Consider the following 16631-nt stretch of genomic DNA (forward strand, 5'->3'; position numbering starts at 1 on the left):
CCCCCCAGCATTACCAGCTACACTTAAGACTGCCTACGATGTATACAAAGTCGTTAGTATTTTAATCTCAATCTATAGTATTACCAGTAAGCTCAAAGAAGTCGTTGATGCTGCGATTCAAGAAAATATCGCTCAAAATATCGAGGCAGTGAAAAAGCTTTTTACTGAAAACGGTATGAAAATTTCTCCAAACGATTGTCAACAAGTTAATGAGAAATCTCTTGGTACTGCGATTAAAGGAATAGGAAAATATTCTCAATTTCTTTCAGGTTTTGGAATGATACAAAGAGGATTACTGGAACCAGAAGAATTGAAAAAAGATTTGGAAAATATGAGTTGGGATGATTTTACCAAACATGCAGGTAATACTTTGAAAATCTTAGATCCCAGTACATTTTCTTCTGTAATTAGTTCGGTTTGCGAAATATCATTAATTATTGTTGATGCTGACTTTCAAAAGCTCACAATCTTCAACACTAATAGCGATCATTCTTGGATTGTTAACAACGATGGGGTAGTCCGTAGCAAATATGGCAAACTCTGGCAGGAGGATCGTTACGCAGGTTGGCACCTTTTTGGACACCCGTGTGGTATTGGTTTAGGTTCAGAGGAACACTTAAAGCCTAATGATTATTTGGAGATTGATGGACCAGATGGGAAATACGCTCTCATCTATCAAACAGATGGCAATTTGGTATTGTATAAAAACACAGGTGACTCTCCAGAAACTCTCTGGTCTACGAACACCAGTGGTAAATCTGCTGGGGAAGCACGGATGCAAGCTGATGGTAATTTCGTTGTCTATACTCAGTCAAGAGAAGTTGCTTGGGCACTGTTTCCAGAAATGCCATCCGGGCATGAAAATAGCACTTTAGTCTTAGATCCGTATGGAAATATAGGCTACAAGCAAAATAATCAAGATATTGTTTTTACTGTGAACAAAAAACCTAGCTTTACAGAAGCAGCAGGTAATGCCGTCAATAGCGCAGCGGAAGCAGCAGGTAATGCCGTTAACAGTGTCGCGAGTACTATCGGCAGTTGGTTTCAATAAAATCTTGCACCATTATCGATAAGTCCAGTAGGGTGCGTTATGGACAGAACGTCCTAACGCACCGAAAACTAGCGGATGGTGCAAATAATAGCCACAAAAGAAGGAACAGCAATTGATTTACCAGAAAATATCCTGATTTAATGCTGGCATACCTTAACGAACTTAACCGCGATCGCTCAGAAACTGAACCAAATAATCGCACAGTCCAAAGAGATGCTAAAGTTATTGCTTGGCAATGTTTAAAAACAACTTTTCGTTCCACATCTGCCAAACTAGAAGATATCTTAGCTGCCCTTGATGACAGCGATACAGCCCCAGAACGTTTACAACATTTAGAAAAACGTTTGCGTTTAATTCAAACTATCGGCGCAGCGCAAGATATCGCAAGTGGCTGGATAAATTTTGGTTTATCTTTGCCGTATTATCAGGGCTATTCTACATCGAAAAATATTCATGGGAATAATAGCGATCGCCATCAACAACTGCCAACATTAGACCGATTGTCGCAACACATACATATCTGTAGTTCTTGTAATCAAGCCTATCGCCTTAGCGATCGCCTCAAACAAATTTTTGTGGGAATAGTGATCGCACTCACAGCTTTCGCGATCATTACAGACGGTTCTTCCATACAACTAGCGGCTGTATCTACTTCTGTTATCGCTGTAGTTTTGGCAATTATCGCCCAAAAAGTCAGAACCCGCCTTGAACGTCCTTACAACCGTCAAGCGAAAGATTGGTAATTGCCTCAATCTTCCTACACCCTTACACCCATTTTTAAGATAAATGTCATGCGATCGCTTTTAAAGTAATGTAGAATAAGTTGGTATTAAGTTGGTATTAGCTACCAACCAGCAACAACTAACCATCAAACCAAATAGCAATTTTGAGCAACTGAGAAAGCAACATTTAGTGACGATTAAAGTTCAGCAGTAACTTTAGTTACGAGTTTTTGCGATTTATTCTCATTTTTCAGTCTTGAGATTTTCTCTAAGTCTCTCACAGTCAGGCTTTTGCAATACTCAAGCCTTGATTTCCTCCCAATAATTAAAAAAATTTAAATCGCATTTATTATCAAAAAAAAAGTGATATGTTGGATACAGAATTGAATTTCGCATCTTTCTGGAGTAGTTGTCCGTAATCTACTCCAGATTTCTAAACCCCAAACCGCATCAATATTAGTACTTTGGGCTGATTATAAATAGCCTATGAGTACAACTTAAAAATAAGCTCAAAAAAACTTAATTTGTCTGTAAAGCCTTACCATACCAGGGTTTGAGGTGAGTACAAAAACACTTGTCCCCTTCTCCATAAATACTTGTACTTCCACCTCAAAATACTAGTACCCCTACCCAAAAAATTTTTTAATTCTTCACAATGCCCTCATAATCAGGGTTGAAAAATTTGAGTACAAACTTAATAAATCTAATAAATCTTATCCAAGTTGCATAACCAGCCTCCCGATCTCACGGCTGATATAAAACATATATCGCCAATCACTTGACGCACCAATCAAGGAGCGATGAGTGAGTGGAGGGATGAGATAGCACCATGCCCCTGTGAACAGAAGTCGCGGCTGTCAGCGCAAATTCCACCCGCATCTTGTGCATGACACACCAGCCGAGAAAACAAGGGTTAATAGCCTACCCCGAACCCCGGTGGGCAGCGCTATAAACAGACGCGACTTCCATTCCTTACAAATCAGTGAACAGTAAACAGTAAACAGTTATCAGTTTTGTGATAACTGGTAACTGATAACTGATAACTGGCTAGTGTTCCATCTCCCACAGTGGCTGCCAAGTCCATCGACATCTTGCGAAATTCAATGACTCCACTGTCTACAGGACTCGTCACCTCCCCAATTACGGAAACTACAATCGAAGCAAAATCCAGTGGTTGCGGCGGATGCAGCAGCAGCGCCACCGGGGACATGGATGAAAAACTTCAACAGCGCATTGCCAAGCATCCCTGTTATAGCGAAGAAGCTCACCATCACTATGCTAGATTGCACGTTGCAGTTGCTCCTGCTTGTAATATTCAATGCAACTACTGCAATCGCAAATACGACTGCGCTAACGAAAGTCGTCCCGGCGTAGTGAGCGAATTGTTAACGCCAGAAGAAGCAGCACACAAAGTTTTAGTGATTGCTGGCAAAATTCCCCAACTGACTGTTTTAGGAATTGCAGGTCCTGGCGATCCCCTGGCAAATCCAGAAAGGACTTTTCGCACCTTTGAGTTGGTAGCAGACAAAGCACCCGATATTAAACTTTGTTTATCAACTAACGGTTTAATGCTTCCCGAATATATCGATCGCATTAAACAATTAAACATAGATCACGTTACTATCACCATTAATATGGTGGATCCAGAAATCGGTGCTAAGATTTATCCTTGGGTTCACTACAAACGCAAGCGTTACAGAGGTATTGAAGGCGTAAGAATCCTCCACGAAAAACAAATGGAAGGATTGCAAGCGCTCAAAGAAGCCAATATTCTCTGCAAAGTCAACTCGGTAATGATTCCGGGGATTAATGACGAACACTTGGTAGAAGTCAATAAAGTCATTCGTTCTCACGGTGCATTCCTGCACAACATTATGCCGTTGATTTCTGCACCAGAACACGGCACTCATTTTGGCTTAACCGGACAGCGTGGCCCCACTCCCAAAGAATTGAAGACAGTGCAAGACAGCTGTGCTGGTAACATGAAGATGATGCGCCACTGTCGCCAGTGCCGTGCCGATGCAGTAGGATTATTGGGAGAAGACCGCAGCCAAGAATTTACCAAAGATAAATTCATGGACATGGCTCCAGAATATGACCTTGCTCAACGCCAAGAAGTTCACGCAGGGATTGAGAAATTTAGAGAAGAACTCAAAGCTGCCAAACAACAGGTTGTAGAGACGCGCCATGGCGCATCTCTACAAAACGCGCCGAAAATCTTAGTTGCAGTTGCAACCAAAGGTGGTGGCTTAGTTAACCAACACTTCGGTCATGCCAAGGAATTCCAGGTGTATGAAGTCGATGGTAGCGAAGTACGCTTTATCGGTCATCGTAAAATAGACCACTATTGCCAAGGTGGTTATGGCGAAACAGCCACTCTGGAAAATATCATCGAAGCGATCGCAGATTGCAAAGCGGTATTTGTTGCCAAAATCGGTGATTGTCCCAAAGAAAAATTACACGCCGCCGGCATCCAAACCGTTGAAACCTACGACATGATTGACAAGGCTGCTTTGGAATATTACCAGCAATACGTCCAGGAAACAGTTTAGTTGTTAGTTGTTTGGTGTTTGGTATTGGTTGATCGTTGATTGTTGTTAGTTGTTTGGTAATTGTTCCAACCAACCACCAACCATCAACACAGAACAAATCCGTTGTTAGTTGTTTGGTAATTGTTCCAACCAACCACCAACCATCAACACAGAACAAATCCGTTGTTAGTTGTTTGGTAATTGTTCCAACCAACAACGAACAACCAACAACCAACAAATTCATTACCCAGCACTCATTACCCAGAACCAAATCCTCAATCTACTCCCTTCAATGGAGGATAGTCATGGCTTACCAAATTACCAGCGAGTGCATTTCCTGCAATCTTTGTCAATCTGTATGTCCGACTGGTGCAATCAAAATGGATGGCGATCGCCCCTGGATTGATCCTGAACTTTGCACAAACTGCGTTGGCAGTATTCACACCGTACCTCAGTGTAAAGCTGGTTGTCCGACAAGCAACGGTTGCGTAAAAGTCCCTAGCGATTACTGGGAAAAATGGTTTAACACTTATTACCCCTTGGTAGCAAAATTAACTAAAAAACAAGATTATTGGGAGACTTGGTTTAACTTCTATTCTCAAAGATTTTCCGATCAGTTACAGAAACGTCAACACCAAGTCGCTTAATCGTTGATGGTTGGTTGTTGTTTGTTGTTTGTAACAAACAACGACCCACAAACAACCAAGAACAAATTTTAAACAAAATTGGAAGCAATGCAGAAAAATTGTATTTATTTAGATAATAATGCTACTACCAAAGTCGATCCTGAAGTTGTAGAGGCGATGCTACCTTACTTGACGGATTATTATGGTAATCCCTCTAGTATGCACAGCTTTGGCGGGCAAGTAAAAAAAGCAGTTAACAAAGCACATGAACAAGTTGCTGCTCTCCTTGGCGCTGATGCATCAGAAATTATCTTCACGAGTGGTGGTACAGAGGGAGATAACGCCGCTATTCGCGCTGCACTGTTGGCACAACCAGACAAGCGACACATTATCACAACCCAGGTAGAACACCCAGCAGTACTAAGTCTGTGCAAACAGCTAGAAAATCAAGGTTACAGTGTTACCTATCTATCAGTAAATCACGAAGGGCAGTTAGACCTAAATGAACTAGAAGCTGCGCTCACTGGTAACACCGCCTTAGTCAGCATTATGTATGCTAACAACGAAACTGGGGTAGTTTTCCCGATTGAGCAGATAGGTCTTAGAGTTAAAGAAAGCGGCGCTCTCTTCCATGTGGACGCGGTGCAAGCAGTCGGTAAAATTCCGATGAACATGAAGACTAGCACCATTGATATGTTAACCATGTCTGGTCACAAAATTCATGCACCCAAAGGAATTGGTGCTTTATATGTGCGACGTGGTGTGAGATTTCGTCCTATGCTCATCGGCGGTGGACAGCAACGTGGTAGAAGGGCGGGAACAGAAAACGTTCCAGGAGTTGTAGCCCTTGGTAAAGCTGCCGAATTAGAATTATTACATTTAGAAGAAGCGACAACTAGAGAAAGAAAACTGCGCGATCGCTTAGAACAAACTATTATTGCAACTATTCCCGACTGCCAAGTCAACGGTCATCCTACGCAGAGATTGCCCAACACCACCAACATTGGCTTTAAGTACATTGAAGGTGAAGCAATTCTCCTGCACCTGAATAAATACGGCATCTGTGCCTCATCCGGTTCTGCTTGCAGTTCTGGCTCTTTGGAACCTTCCCACGTTTTAAGAGCAATGGGTTTACCCTACACAATTTTGCACGGTTCCATTCGCTTCAGCCTTTGTCGTTATACCACAGACGCCGAAATTAATGCTGTGCTAGCAGTAATGCCTGGTATTATTGAACACCTACGCGCCCTCTCACCCTTCAAGAATGACGAAGCAAGTTGGCTGCAACAAAGAGATGGGGAGATGGGGAGATGGGGAGATGGGGAGAAAAACAAATCCCTCGTTGCTAATTAAAACATCTCTAATCCAAAATCTAAAATCCAAAATCGGCTATGTGGGACTATACAGATAAAGTATTGGAACTGTTCTACAATCCCCAACATCAGGGAGTAATAGAAGACAAGGGTGAACCAGGAATTAAAGTTGCTGTTGGTGATGTGGGTAGCATTGCTTGCGGAGACGCCCTGAGACTGCACCTGAAAGTTGAGGAAAATACAGAGAAAATCATTGATGCTCGTTTTCAAACTTTTGGTTGTACCAGTGCGATCGCTTCATCTGAAGCTCTGGTAGAACTAATCAAGGGTAAAACTTTAGATGAAGCCCTTAAGGTTACTAATAAAGAAATTGCTAATTACTTGGGTGGTTTACCGGAAGCAAAAATGCATTGCTCGGTAATGGGACAAGAAGCGCTAGAAGCAGCTATTTATAATTACCGTGGCATACCCCTAGACACTCATGAAGATGATGACGAAGGAGTTTTAGTTTGTACTTGCTTTGGCATTAGTGATGCCAAAATCAAACGGGTGATTATTGAAAATAACCTCACCACCGCCGAAGAAGTGACAAATTACGTCAAAGCTGGCGGCGGATGTGGATCATGTCTAGCAAGTATTGATGACATCATTGCATCTGTGCAAAAAGAAAAAGCATCTGCCACTCCTGTAAGTAATTCCCTCAATCAGACCAATGGTAAGTCAGCCGTAAAACCACTGACACCAGTGCAAAAAATTGCACTCATTCAAAAAGTATTAGATGAAGAAGTCAGACCCGTTTTGATCGCCGACGGGGGAGATGTAGAACTGTTCGACGTCGAAGGCGATCGCGTGAAAGTGATCCTGCAAGGTGCTTGTGGTTCCTGTTCAAGCAGCACAGCCACATTAAAAATAGCAATTGAATCTAGACTACGCGATCGCGTGAGCAAATATCTTGTAGTTGAAGCAGTTTAGTAATTAGTTCCTAGTTAGTAGTTACTGGTTAGTAGTAAACAACAACCAACAAACAACAAACACCAAAATTATGACAACCATTTTTGCCATAGAGCGAGCACCACCGTTGGTGACGTTCTATGAAGCGGTCACTGCTGACCCAACTAAAGTGAACCTAAACACAAATCCTCTAGACCCACCAAACCAACCAATAGCAGGAGAATAATTAATCATGACTGAGAATATCAGACAGATCGCTTTCTACGGTAAAGGCGGTATCGGTAAGTCTACAACTTCTCAAAATACCCTTGCCGCTATGGCAGAAATGGGTCAGCGGATTATGATTGTGGGATGCGACCCCAAGGCTGACTCTACACGTTTGATGCTCCACAGTAAAGCTCAAACCACTGTGCTGCACTTAGCAGCAGAAAGAGGTGCAGTAGAAGACTTAGAACTCGAAGAAGTAATGTTAACCGGTTTCCGTGGTGTGAAGTGCGTGGAATCTGGTGGTCCCGAGCCTGGTGTAGGTTGCGCTGGTCGTGGTATCATCACCGCCATCAACTTCTTGGAAGAAAACGGTGCTTACCAAGACTTAGACTTCGTATCCTACGACGTATTGGGTGACGTTGTATGTGGTGGTTTCGCTATGCCTATCCGTGAAGGTAAGGCTCAAGAAATCTACATCGTTACCTCCGGTGAAATGATGGCGATGTACGCTGCAAACAACATCGCTCGCGGTATTCTGAAGTATGCTCACTCTGGTGGTGTACGCTTAGGTGGTTTGATTTGTAACAGCCGTAAAGTTGACCGGGAAGCTGAACTGATCGAAAACTTGGCTGAAAGACTCAACACCCAGATGATCCACTTCGTACCTCGTGACAACATCGTTCAACACGCTGAGTTGCGTCGTATGACCGTTAACGAGTACGCACCCGACAGCAACCAATCTCAGGAATACCGTGCATTAGCTAAGAAAATCATCAACAACACCAAACTCACCATTCCAACTCCTATGGAAATGGATGAATTGGAAGCTCTATTAATTGAATACGGTATCCTTGACGACGATACCAAGCACGCAGATATCATCGGCAAACCAGCTGAAGCTTCTGCTAAATAAGTAATGCCGTAGTCAAAGGAGACACGGAGATGCAGAGACATGGAGTATTTCTCCCCATCTCCCCATCTCCCCTTTCTCCCATTCCTCCCTTCTATACCTGCAATTACCCGTACCCATAAGTCTAACCGAGGCAGACTATGACACCTCCAGAAAACAAGAACCTCATAGAAGAACATAAAGAACTAATTAAAGAAGTTCTCCAAGCATACCCAGAAAAATCTCGCAAAAAGCGCGAAAAACACCTCAACGTTCACGAAGAAGGCAAATCCGACTGCGGCGTTAAGTCTAACATCAAATCCGTTCCTGGTGTGATGACCGCTCGTGGTTGTGCCTATGCAGGTTCCAAAGGTGTGGTTTGGGGCCCAATTAAGGACATGGTTCACATCAGCCACGGTCCTGTTGGTTGCGGTTACTGGTCTTGGTCTGGTCGTCGTAACTACTATGTTGGTAAAACAGGTGTTGACTCCTTCGGCACCATGCACTTCACCTCCGACTTCCAAGAACGTGATATCGTCTTCGGTGGTGACAAGAAACTGGCCAAAATTATTCAAGAAATTGAAGAACTCTTCCCTCTCAACCGTGGTATCAGTGTTCAGTCTGAATGTCCTATTGGTTTGATTGGAGATGACATCGAAGCTGTAGCTAAGAAAGCTGCCAAAGAAATTAATAAGCCTGTTGTACCTGTACGTTGTGAAGGTTTCCGGGGTGTATCTCAGTCTTTAGGACACCACATCGCTAACGATGCGATCCGTGACCACATGTTCCCTCGCTTTGACAAAGCGAAGAAGGAAAACACACTCACCATTGAACCTGGCCCCTACGATGTCGCCCTGATTGGTGACTACAACATCGGTGGTGATGCTTGGGCAAGCCGCATGTTACTAGAAGAAATGGGCTTACGTGTTGTGGCTCAGTGGTCTGGTGATGGTACTGTTAACGAATTAGTCAACGGTCTGGCAGCTAAATTAGTTCTGATTCACTGCTACCGTTCCATGAACTACATCTGCCGGGCTTTGGAAGAAGCTTACGGTATGCCTTGGATGGAGTTTAACTTCTTCGGTCCTACCAAGATTGCCGCATCTCTGCGTGAGATTGCTGCTAAATTTGACTCTAAAATCCAAGAAAACGCAGAGAAGGTTATCGCTAAGTATACCCCAATCATGAATGCGGTAGTCGAGAAGTACCGCCCCCGCCTCGAAGGTAACACCGTGATGTTATACGTTGGCGGTCTGCGTCCTCGTCACGTTGTGCCTGCTTTTGAAGACCTGGGTATCAAAGTTATCGGTACTGGCTACGAATTTGCTCACAACGATGACTACAAGCGCACTACCCACTACATCGACAACGCCACCATTATTTACGACGACGTTACCGCCTACGAATTCGAGGAATTCGTTAAAGCTAAGAAACCAAGCCTAGTTGCCTCTGGTATTAAAGAGAAGTATGTATTCCAGAAGATGGGCTTACCTTTCCGCCAAATGCACTCTTGGGATTACTCCGGACCTTATCACGGTTACGACGGTTTCGCTGTCTTCGCCCGCGACATGGATATAGCACTCAATAGCCCAACTTGGGGATTAATTGATGCTCCTTGGAACAAGAAAGAAGCTAAGGCCAAAGTTGCCTAAAAAAAGTCTGAGGACTAGGGATTAGGGAGTGGGGATTAGGAATTAGGTTAGAATTCTTCCCCAATTCCCATTCCCCGATTCCCGATCACCAATCCCTGGTCTGCGTGTAAACACCATTCCATTACCCACCCAGCAAGCAAAAGAGATACAAAAATGCCACAGAATCCTGACAAAATTGTAGACCACGTAGACCTATTTAAACAATCAGAGTACACTGAACTCTTCAAGAAGAAGCACGAACAATTTGAAGGCGCACACTCTGACGCAGAAGTAGAACGCGTTTCCGAATGGACAAAAAGCTGGGACTACCGTGAAAAGAACTTTGCTCGCGAAGCACTAACAGTTAACCCAGCCAAAGGTTGTCAACCCGTAGGTGCAATGTTTGCAGCCCTCGGCTTTGAAGGAACTCTTCCCTTTGTCCAAGGTTCTCAAGGTTGCGTTGCATACTTCCGTACTCACCTCAGCCGTCACTACAAAGAACCCTGCTCTGCTGTTTCTTCTTCTATGACAGAAGACGCAGCCGTGTTTGGTGGCTTGAATAACATGATTGAAGGTTTGCAAGTTTCTTACCAACTTTACAAACCAAAAATGATTGCTGTTTGCACCACTTGTATGGCTGAGGTTATCGGTGATGACTTGGGTGCATTTATCACCAACGCTAAGAATGCTGGTTCTATTCCCAAAGATTTTCCCGTACCCTTTGCTCACACCCCCAGCTTTGTTGGTTCCCACATCACTGGTTACGACAACATGATGAAGGGAATTCTATCTTACCTAAGTGAAGGTAAGAAGAAAGACCAAACTAACGGCAAAATCAACTTCATCCCTGGCTTCGACACCTACGTAGGTAACAACCGCGAACTCAAGCGGATGCTGGGTTTGATGGACATAGACTACACAATTCTTTCTGATAGCAGTGATTACTTTGATTCACCTAATAATGGTGAATACGAAATGTACCCAGGTGGTACTAAGTTAGAAGATGCTGCTGAAGCTTGCAACGCCGAAGCTACTGTTGCTCTGCAAGCTTACACCACTCCCAAGACTCGTGAATACATTGAAACCAAGTGGAATCAAAAAACTAAGGTCTTACGTCCCTTCGGTGTCAAGGGTACTGATGAATTTTTGATGACACTGTCAGAAATGACTGGTAAACCCATCCCCCAAGAATTAGAAATCGAACGCGGTCGCTTAGTTGACGCCATGACCGATTCCTACGCTTGGATTCATGGCAAGAAGTTTGCAATCTATGGCGAACCAGACCTAATTATCAGTGTTGTTAGTTTCTTGTTGGAATTGGGTGCTGAACCAGTACATATTCTTTGCCACAACGGTGACGAAGTATTCAAGAAAGAATTGCAAGCTATTCTTGATGATAGTCCCTTCGGTAAGCAAGCGACTATCTGGCTTGGTAAAGACCTGTGGCATTTCCGTAGCTTGTTGTTCACCGAACCTGTAGACTTCTTTGTTGGTAATTCCTACGGTAAGTACCTGTGGCGTGATACCAAGATCCCAATGGTACGGATTGGTTATCCAATCTTCGATCGCCACCACTTACACCGCTATTCAACTATCGGTTATCAAGGTGGTATTAACCTCCTCAACTGGGTTGTCAACACCATTCTTGATGAAATGGATCGTAACACCAACATTACTGGTGTAACCGATATTTCCTTTGACTTGATTCGTTAAGAATCTCATCAACTCGCGGTGTGCCAATGAAGTAAAAAGTTAAAAGTGAAAACTCTAAAGATTATTCTTTTAACTTTTTACTTTTTCCTTTTTACTTTTTCCTCAAAATAGAATTATGGAATCGATCAATCACACTCATGCTCACCCTAATTATCACCCGCCTAATGATCAAAAATCTGGCGGTTTTGATCTTCTACGTCCATTACGTCGATTAGTAGATAGCATCCAAATCAAAAATTATCGTCTGGCTCATTTAATTTGCCAAATTATTCCTTGCTGTTGTCCTTTTCAGCGAGATATTCACTTGTTTGGGCGTATTTTCCACGTTCCTGCGCTCTGTAAACTCAATCCTTTATATGATAATTTTGTAGGATTGCGTTTTCGAGCATTATCTTACCTCAGCGATGAATGTGGAGAAGATGTCTCGAAATATATTTGCTAGTCGTTACAAATTACTCATTATTAATACTCATTATCCATTACTAATTAGTTAGTGGTTATTGGTTAGTAGTTAGTGGGGAAACAATCAACAAAACAACGATGAACTACTAACTACTGTCTACTAACTAATGTACGGGCGAAGCATTTGTATGGGTATCTTGAATTCAAAACGAAATATTTTCGTACAAATGCTTCGCCCCTACTACTAAAAATTCATCCAGCGCGAGGAAAGAGATGATAATCACCCAAGGCAAAATCAACGAGCTGCTCTCTGAGCCAGGATGCGAACATAATCATCACAAAAACGGTGAAAAGAAAAATAAGTCTTGCACGCAACAAGCTCAACCTGGAGCTGCTCAAGGGGGTTGTGCCTTTGATGGTGCAATGATTGCCCTTGTACCTATTACTGATGCTGCTCATTTAGTTCACGGGCCGATCGCCTGCGCTGGTAATTCCTGGGGTAGTCGTGGTAGCCTATCTTCTGGCCCTCAACTTTACAAATTTGGCTTCACCACCGATTTGAGTGAGAATGATGTCATCTTCGGTGGTGAAAAAAAGCTTTATAAAGCCATCCTCGACATTCATAAACGCTACAATCCCCAGGCAGTTTTTGTTTACTCCACCTGTGTTACCGCCCTCATAGGCGAGGATATGGATGCAGTCTGCAAAGCCGCTACAAAGAAAATCGGTATTCCTGTTATTCCCGTTAATTCACCAGGATTTGTTGGTAGTAAAAATCTTGGCAATCGCATCGGTGGAGAAGCTTTACTAGAATATGTCGTTGGCACTGAAGAACCAGAATACACCACACCCTACGACATTAACCTCATCGGTGAATATAACATCGCTGGTGAAATGTGGAATGTATTACCGTTATTCAAGAAATTAGGCATTCGTGTTTTAGCTAAAATTACAGGTGATGCTCGTTACAAAGAAGTTTGCAGCGCCCATCGTGCCAAGCTTAACGTGATGATTTGCTCTAAAGCTTTAATCAACATGGCGCGGAAAATGGAGGAACGTTACGGCATCCCCTACATCGAAGAGTCTTTCTACGGCGTAGAAGACATGAGTCGCTGTCTGCGGAATATTGCGGCAAAATTGGGCGACCCGGATTTGCAAGCACGGACAGAAAAGCTGATTGCCGAAGAAACAGCCACCCTGGATGCTAAACTTGCTCCCTATCGCGATCGCCTCAAGGGGAAACGTGTTGTCCTTTATACCGGAGGCGTAAAAAGCTGGTCAATTATCTCCGCAGCGAAAGACTTGGGTATGGAAGTTGTTGCTACCAGTACCAAGAAAAGTACTGAGGAAGATAAAGCCCGGATCAAGCAGTTACTCGGCAAAGACGGCATTACTCTAGAAAAAGGTAATCCCCAGGAAATTCTACGGGTGATTAATGAAACTAACGCAGAGATGCTCATTGCTGGCGGTCGTAACCAATACACCGCCCTGAAAGCCCGGATTCCTTTTCTCGACATCAATCAAGAACGCCACCACGCCTACGCAGGTTATAGCGGGATGGTAGAAATGGCAAGGGAATTAGATGAAGCCCTCTACAGCCCTGTGTGGAAACAAGTCCGCAAACCAGCACCTTGGGAAGATGACTCAGAGACACGGGGACAAGGAGATACAGGAAAGTTCTCCTCCTCAACCCACTTGCCCATCTCTGTATCTTTTGAGGAGGAAGACTACTAATGGCGAAAGTTGTCACTCCTAACAAGCCAGTTATAGTTAATCCTCTCAAGCAAAGTCAGACTTTAGGTGCAGCCCTAGCCTTTTTGGGTTTGAAAGGGATGATGCCTTTACTCCACGGTTCCCAGGGTTGTACAGCTTTTGCGAAAGTGATATTGGTGCGGCATTTCCGGGAAGCGATACCCCTTTCCACGACAGCGATGACGGAAGTCAGCACTATCTTGGGTGGTGAGGAAAATGTGGAACAAGCAATTCTGACTTTGGTGCAGAAGTCTCAGCCGGAAATTATTGGTTTGTGTACAACTGGACTAACGGAAACCAGAGGGGATGATATGGACGGCATTCTCAAGGATTTCCGTAAACGTCATCCGGAATTGGATGAATTACCAATTGTACTTGTCTCCTCACCAGATTTTAAAGGCGCACTGCAAGATGGGTTTGCGGCGGCGGTAGAAAGTATTGTCAAAGAGGTTCCCCAAGCAGGGGAACCAAAGGCACAACAGGTGACAATTTTGATGAGTTCCGCCTTCACACCAGGGGATGTGCAACAAATCAAGGAAATTGTCAGCACTTTTGGATTGATACCAATTGTAGTCCCTGACCTTTCGGCTTCTTTAGATGGTCACTTGGATGACTCCTACAGTCCGATTACCGGGGGTGGGACAACTTTAGTACAACTACATAAAGTTGGTAGTTCTGTTTATACCCTAGCGCTGGGTGAAAGTATGCGGGGTGCAGCCAAAATTTTAGAACAAAAGTTTGGCACACCTTACGAAGTGTTTACCGAACTGACTGGATTAGAAGCGGTAGACAGATTTATGCAGTTTTTGGCAAATTTGAGTGGAACAGCAGTTCCAGAGAAATATCGCCGTCAACGTCGCCAACTGCAAGATGCGATGTTGGATACTCATTTTTACTTTGGTAGGAAAAGGGTGTCCTTGGCGCTGGAACCGGATTTACTTTGGTCAACAGTATATTTTCTGCAATCAATGGGTGCGGAAATTCAAGCTGCTGTCACCACAACGCGATCGCCACTATTGGAAAAACTGCCCATCGATAGCGTCACCATCGGTGATTTTGAAGACTTTGAAAACTTAGCTGTTGCTTCGGACTTGCTGATTGGTAATTCCCATACGAATGCGATCGCTAAACGTTTAGGAATTCCCCTGTATCGCCAAGGTATCCCCATTTTTGATCGTTTAGGTAACGGTCAATTTACCAAAGTAGGCTACCGCGGCACTATGGAACTCTTATTTGATATCGGGAACCTCTTTTTACATGCAGAGGAAACGAAAGTCAGAGATAGAGATGTGCAGGGGGATTAGGGAAATAGGGGGAGTGTGGGGAGTCAACCACTAACTACTAACCACTAACAAATAAAAATGAAAATAGCCTTCACAACTAGTGATCAAGTTCATGTTAATGCTCATTTTGGTTGGGCAAAGATGATTGATGTTTATGAAGTTTCCCAAGATGGTTATCAATTTGTAGAAACTATCAAATTTAATGGAAACCTCAAAGAAGATGGTAACGAGGATAAACTCGTCCCCAAACTCAATGCATTAAAAGAATGCACAATTGTGTATGTTGCGGCAATTGGTAGCAGTGCTGCTGCCAAATTACTTAAAACAGGTGTCACTCCAATTAAAGCGCGTTCAGAGCAAGATGAAATTGCTGATGTGTTAAATAAATTAGTCGAAACTCTCAAAGGTAGTCCACCACCTTGGTTACGAAAAGCATTGCAGCAAAAAAATCTGAATTTTGATGAATTAGAACTGGAAGAAGAAACAACTGTATGAGTACAACTAATAGTGTCAACGGAACCGCCCCGAATCAAGTTGTAAATTCGCCTTTTTTGAAAGCGATCGTCCAACAAATTCGTGGTCAAGATAGTTACGGTGTGTACCGCAATTGGTCAGATGAATTAATCCTTAAACCCTTTATAGTTAGCAAACAAAAGAAACGCGAAATTTCTGTAGAGGGTGAGGTTGACCCAGTAACAATTGGGCGAATAATGGCATTTTATCGTGCTGTCGCTGCTCGAATTGAACAAGAGACTGGTTTGTTGTCTCAGGTTGTAGTTGATTTGAGTCACGAAGGATTTGGTTGGGCATTGGTTTTTTCTGGTCGCCTTTTATTGGCAGTAAAAACATTACGAGATGCTCATCGTTTTGGTTTTGAATCACTAGAAAAAGTAGCAGAAGAGGGAGAAAAGCTAGTTCAAAAAGGTGTGGAACTAGCTCAAAAATTCCCTGAAGTGGGAAGATTGTAATTTTGTCAATAGTCAATGGTCAATTTTCAAGAATAACCACTAACCAACAACAACCAACAAACAACAACCAACAAATGAAGGTTGAAGAACTAAGAACTCAAATCAAACGCCTCAATAGTAAAGCAGGCCAAATGAAAATGGATCTGCATGATTTGGCAGAGGGACTGCCAACAGATTATCAAAAAATCATGGATGTTGCCGCTGCCACTTATGAAATTTATCGTCAGTTGGATGAACTAAAGCAACAACTCAAAATTATGGAGCAAGGGCAATGAGTGAAGATTGGCATAAATTCCAAAAGCTTACACAAGCAGAAGAATATTTTGATTTTTTTGGATTACCTTATGACCAAAAAGTTGTAAGTGTAAATCGTCTACATATTTTGAAAAAATTCTCCCAATCTATTCAAGAAATTGATGAGAATTATACTGACCTTAGTTCAGAAGATAGATTAAATAAATATTGTGAGGCTTTGCAAAAAGCTTATCAGGTTTTTCTGGAATCCACACCTCAAGAACAAAAGCTGTTCAAAGTATTTAAACAGAAGCCTAAAAATGTAGTCACGCTGACAGAAATCACTTCTGATTAGGAG

17 protein-coding genes are annotated in these 16631 nt (G+C 43.0%); all 17 read left to right on the top strand.

What is annotated here, in order from left to right:
* Positions 1-1051, top strand: a 1051-nt coding sequence (locus UYI_RS34070) for a hypothetical protein (RefSeq protein ID WP_051035549.1), incomplete at its 5' end; no start/stop codon positions are given.
* 140 nt (positions 1052-1191) lie between these two features.
* Positions 1192-1794, top strand: a complete 603-nt coding sequence (locus UYI_RS39965; protein ID WP_016865865.1) for a hypothetical protein — start codon at positions 1192-1194, stop codon at positions 1792-1794.
* 1082 nt (positions 1795-2876) lie between these two features.
* Positions 2877-4325 (top strand): nitrogenase cofactor biosynthesis protein NifB, encoded by a 1449-nt coding sequence (gene nifB / locus UYI_RS0106505; RefSeq protein ID WP_026085782.1) that lies wholly within the window; start codon positions 2877-2879, stop codon positions 4323-4325.
* Between the two features lie 284 nt (positions 4326-4609).
* Complete coding sequence (locus tag UYI_RS0106510; protein WP_016865868.1) at positions 4610-4951, top strand: 4Fe-4S binding protein; 342 nt, start codon at positions 4610-4612, stop codon at positions 4949-4951.
* An 87-nt stretch (positions 4952-5038) separates the two neighbouring features.
* A complete protein-coding gene (gene nifS / locus UYI_RS0106515; RefSeq protein ID WP_016865869.1) occupies positions 5039-6283 on the top strand; it encodes a cysteine desulfurase NifS in 1245 nt (414 codons plus the stop codon).
* 38 nt (positions 6284-6321) lie between these two features.
* Positions 6322-7215, top strand: coding sequence for a Fe-S cluster assembly protein NifU (gene nifU / locus UYI_RS0106520; RefSeq protein WP_016865870.1), 894 nt, complete (start codon positions 6322-6324; stop codon positions 7213-7215).
* Positions 7216-7285: 70 nt separating this feature from the next.
* A complete protein-coding gene (locus UYI_RS39555; RefSeq protein WP_016865871.1) occupies positions 7286-7420 on the top strand; it encodes a hypothetical protein in 135 nt (44 codons plus the stop codon).
* Positions 7421-7423: 3 nt separating this feature from the next.
* Positions 7424-8314 (top strand): nitrogenase iron protein, encoded by an 891-nt coding sequence (gene nifH / locus UYI_RS0106530; RefSeq protein WP_180976454.1) that lies wholly within the window; start codon positions 7424-7426, stop codon positions 8312-8314.
* Positions 8315-8451: 137 nt separating this feature from the next.
* Positions 8452-9942 carry a nitrogenase molybdenum-iron protein alpha chain gene (gene nifD, locus UYI_RS0106535; RefSeq protein ID WP_016865873.1) on the top strand — a complete coding sequence of 497 codons (1491 nt, stop codon included), beginning with the start codon at positions 8452-8454 and terminating at the stop codon, positions 9940-9942.
* 153 nt (positions 9943-10095) lie between these two features.
* Positions 10096-11634, top strand: a complete 1539-nt coding sequence (gene nifK, locus UYI_RS0106540) for a nitrogenase molybdenum-iron protein subunit beta (protein WP_016865874.1) — start codon at positions 10096-10098, stop codon at positions 11632-11634.
* Positions 11635-11749: 115 nt separating this feature from the next.
* Positions 11750-12076 (top strand): Mo-dependent nitrogenase C-terminal domain-containing protein, encoded by a 327-nt coding sequence (locus UYI_RS0106545; protein ID WP_016865875.1) that lies wholly within the window; start codon positions 11750-11752, stop codon positions 12074-12076.
* A gap of 233 nt (positions 12077-12309) precedes the next feature.
* Entirely contained in the window at positions 12310-13770 is a 1461-nt protein-coding gene (gene nifE / locus UYI_RS0106550; RefSeq protein ID WP_016865876.1) for a nitrogenase iron-molybdenum cofactor biosynthesis protein NifE, read from the top strand.
* Positions 13770-15092 carry a nitrogenase iron-molybdenum cofactor biosynthesis protein NifN gene (gene nifN, locus UYI_RS0106555; protein WP_016865877.1) on the top strand — a complete coding sequence of 441 codons (1323 nt, stop codon included), beginning with the start codon at positions 13770-13772 and terminating at the stop codon, positions 15090-15092. Before nifE ends, nifN begins: the two co-directional genes overlap by 1 nt.
* A 57-nt stretch (positions 15093-15149) precedes the next feature.
* Positions 15150-15566 (top strand): nitrogen fixation protein NifX, encoded by a 417-nt coding sequence (gene nifX, locus UYI_RS0106560; protein WP_016865878.1) that lies wholly within the window; start codon positions 15150-15152, stop codon positions 15564-15566.
* A complete protein-coding gene (locus UYI_RS0106565) occupies positions 15563-16039 on the top strand; it encodes a NifX-associated nitrogen fixation protein (protein WP_016865879.1) in 477 nt (158 codons plus the stop codon). Before nifX ends, UYI_RS0106565 begins: the two co-directional genes overlap by 4 nt.
* A gap of 74 nt (positions 16040-16113) precedes the next feature.
* The gene (locus tag UYI_RS0106570) at positions 16114-16314 is read left to right on the top strand and encodes a CCE_0567 family metalloprotein (RefSeq protein ID WP_026085783.1); all 201 of its coding nucleotides are present in this window, start codon (positions 16114-16116) and stop codon (positions 16312-16314) included.
* On the top strand, positions 16311-16628 hold the full coding sequence (gene nifW, locus UYI_RS0106575; RefSeq protein WP_016865881.1) for a nitrogenase-stabilizing/protective protein NifW: 318 nt from the start codon (positions 16311-16313) through the stop codon (positions 16626-16628). The genes UYI_RS0106570 and nifW overlap by 4 nt, the downstream gene beginning before the upstream one ends.
* Positions 16629-16631 lie beyond the last annotated feature (3 nt).

It is taken from the genome of Fischerella muscicola PCC 7414, from assembly GCF_000317205.1.
Lineage (GTDB): Bacteria > Cyanobacteriota > Cyanobacteriia > Cyanobacteriales > Nostocaceae > Fischerella > Fischerella muscicola.

Bases quoted from the DNA above. Each gene is read 5' to 3' on its own strand.
- UYI_RS39965 (WP_016865865.1), top strand. From the start codon at position 1,192: ATGCTGGCATACCTTAACGAACTTAACCGCGATCGCTCAGAAACTGAA.
- nifB (WP_026085782.1), top strand. From the start codon at position 2,877: ATGACTCCACTGTCTACAGGACTCGTCACCTCCCCAATTACGGAAACT.
- UYI_RS0106510 (WP_016865868.1), top strand. From the start codon at position 4,610: ATGGCTTACCAAATTACCAGCGAGTGCATTTCCTGCAATCTTTGTCAA.
- nifS (WP_016865869.1), top strand. From the start codon at position 5,039: ATGCAGAAAAATTGTATTTATTTAGATAATAATGCTACTACCAAAGTC.
- nifU (WP_016865870.1), top strand. From the start codon at position 6,322: ATGTGGGACTATACAGATAAAGTATTGGAACTGTTCTACAATCCCCAA.
- UYI_RS39555 (WP_016865871.1), top strand. From the start codon at position 7,286: ATGACAACCATTTTTGCCATAGAGCGAGCACCACCGTTGGTGACGTTC.
- nifD (WP_016865873.1), top strand. From the start codon at position 8,452: ATGACACCTCCAGAAAACAAGAACCTCATAGAAGAACATAAAGAACTA.
- nifK (WP_016865874.1), top strand. From the start codon at position 10,096: ATGCCACAGAATCCTGACAAAATTGTAGACCACGTAGACCTATTTAAA.
- UYI_RS0106545 (WP_016865875.1), top strand. From the start codon at position 11,750: ATGGAATCGATCAATCACACTCATGCTCACCCTAATTATCACCCGCCT.
- nifE (WP_016865876.1), top strand. From the start codon at position 12,310: ATGATAATCACCCAAGGCAAAATCAACGAGCTGCTCTCTGAGCCAGGA.
- nifN (WP_016865877.1), top strand. From the start codon at position 13,770: ATGGCGAAAGTTGTCACTCCTAACAAGCCAGTTATAGTTAATCCTCTC.
- nifX (WP_016865878.1), top strand. From the start codon at position 15,150: ATGAAAATAGCCTTCACAACTAGTGATCAAGTTCATGTTAATGCTCAT.
- UYI_RS0106565 (WP_016865879.1), top strand. From the start codon at position 15,563: ATGAGTACAACTAATAGTGTCAACGGAACCGCCCCGAATCAAGTTGTA.
- UYI_RS0106570 (WP_026085783.1), top strand. From the start codon at position 16,114: ATGAAGGTTGAAGAACTAAGAACTCAAATCAAACGCCTCAATAGTAAA.
- nifW (WP_016865881.1), top strand. From the start codon at position 16,311: ATGAGTGAAGATTGGCATAAATTCCAAAAGCTTACACAAGCAGAAGAA.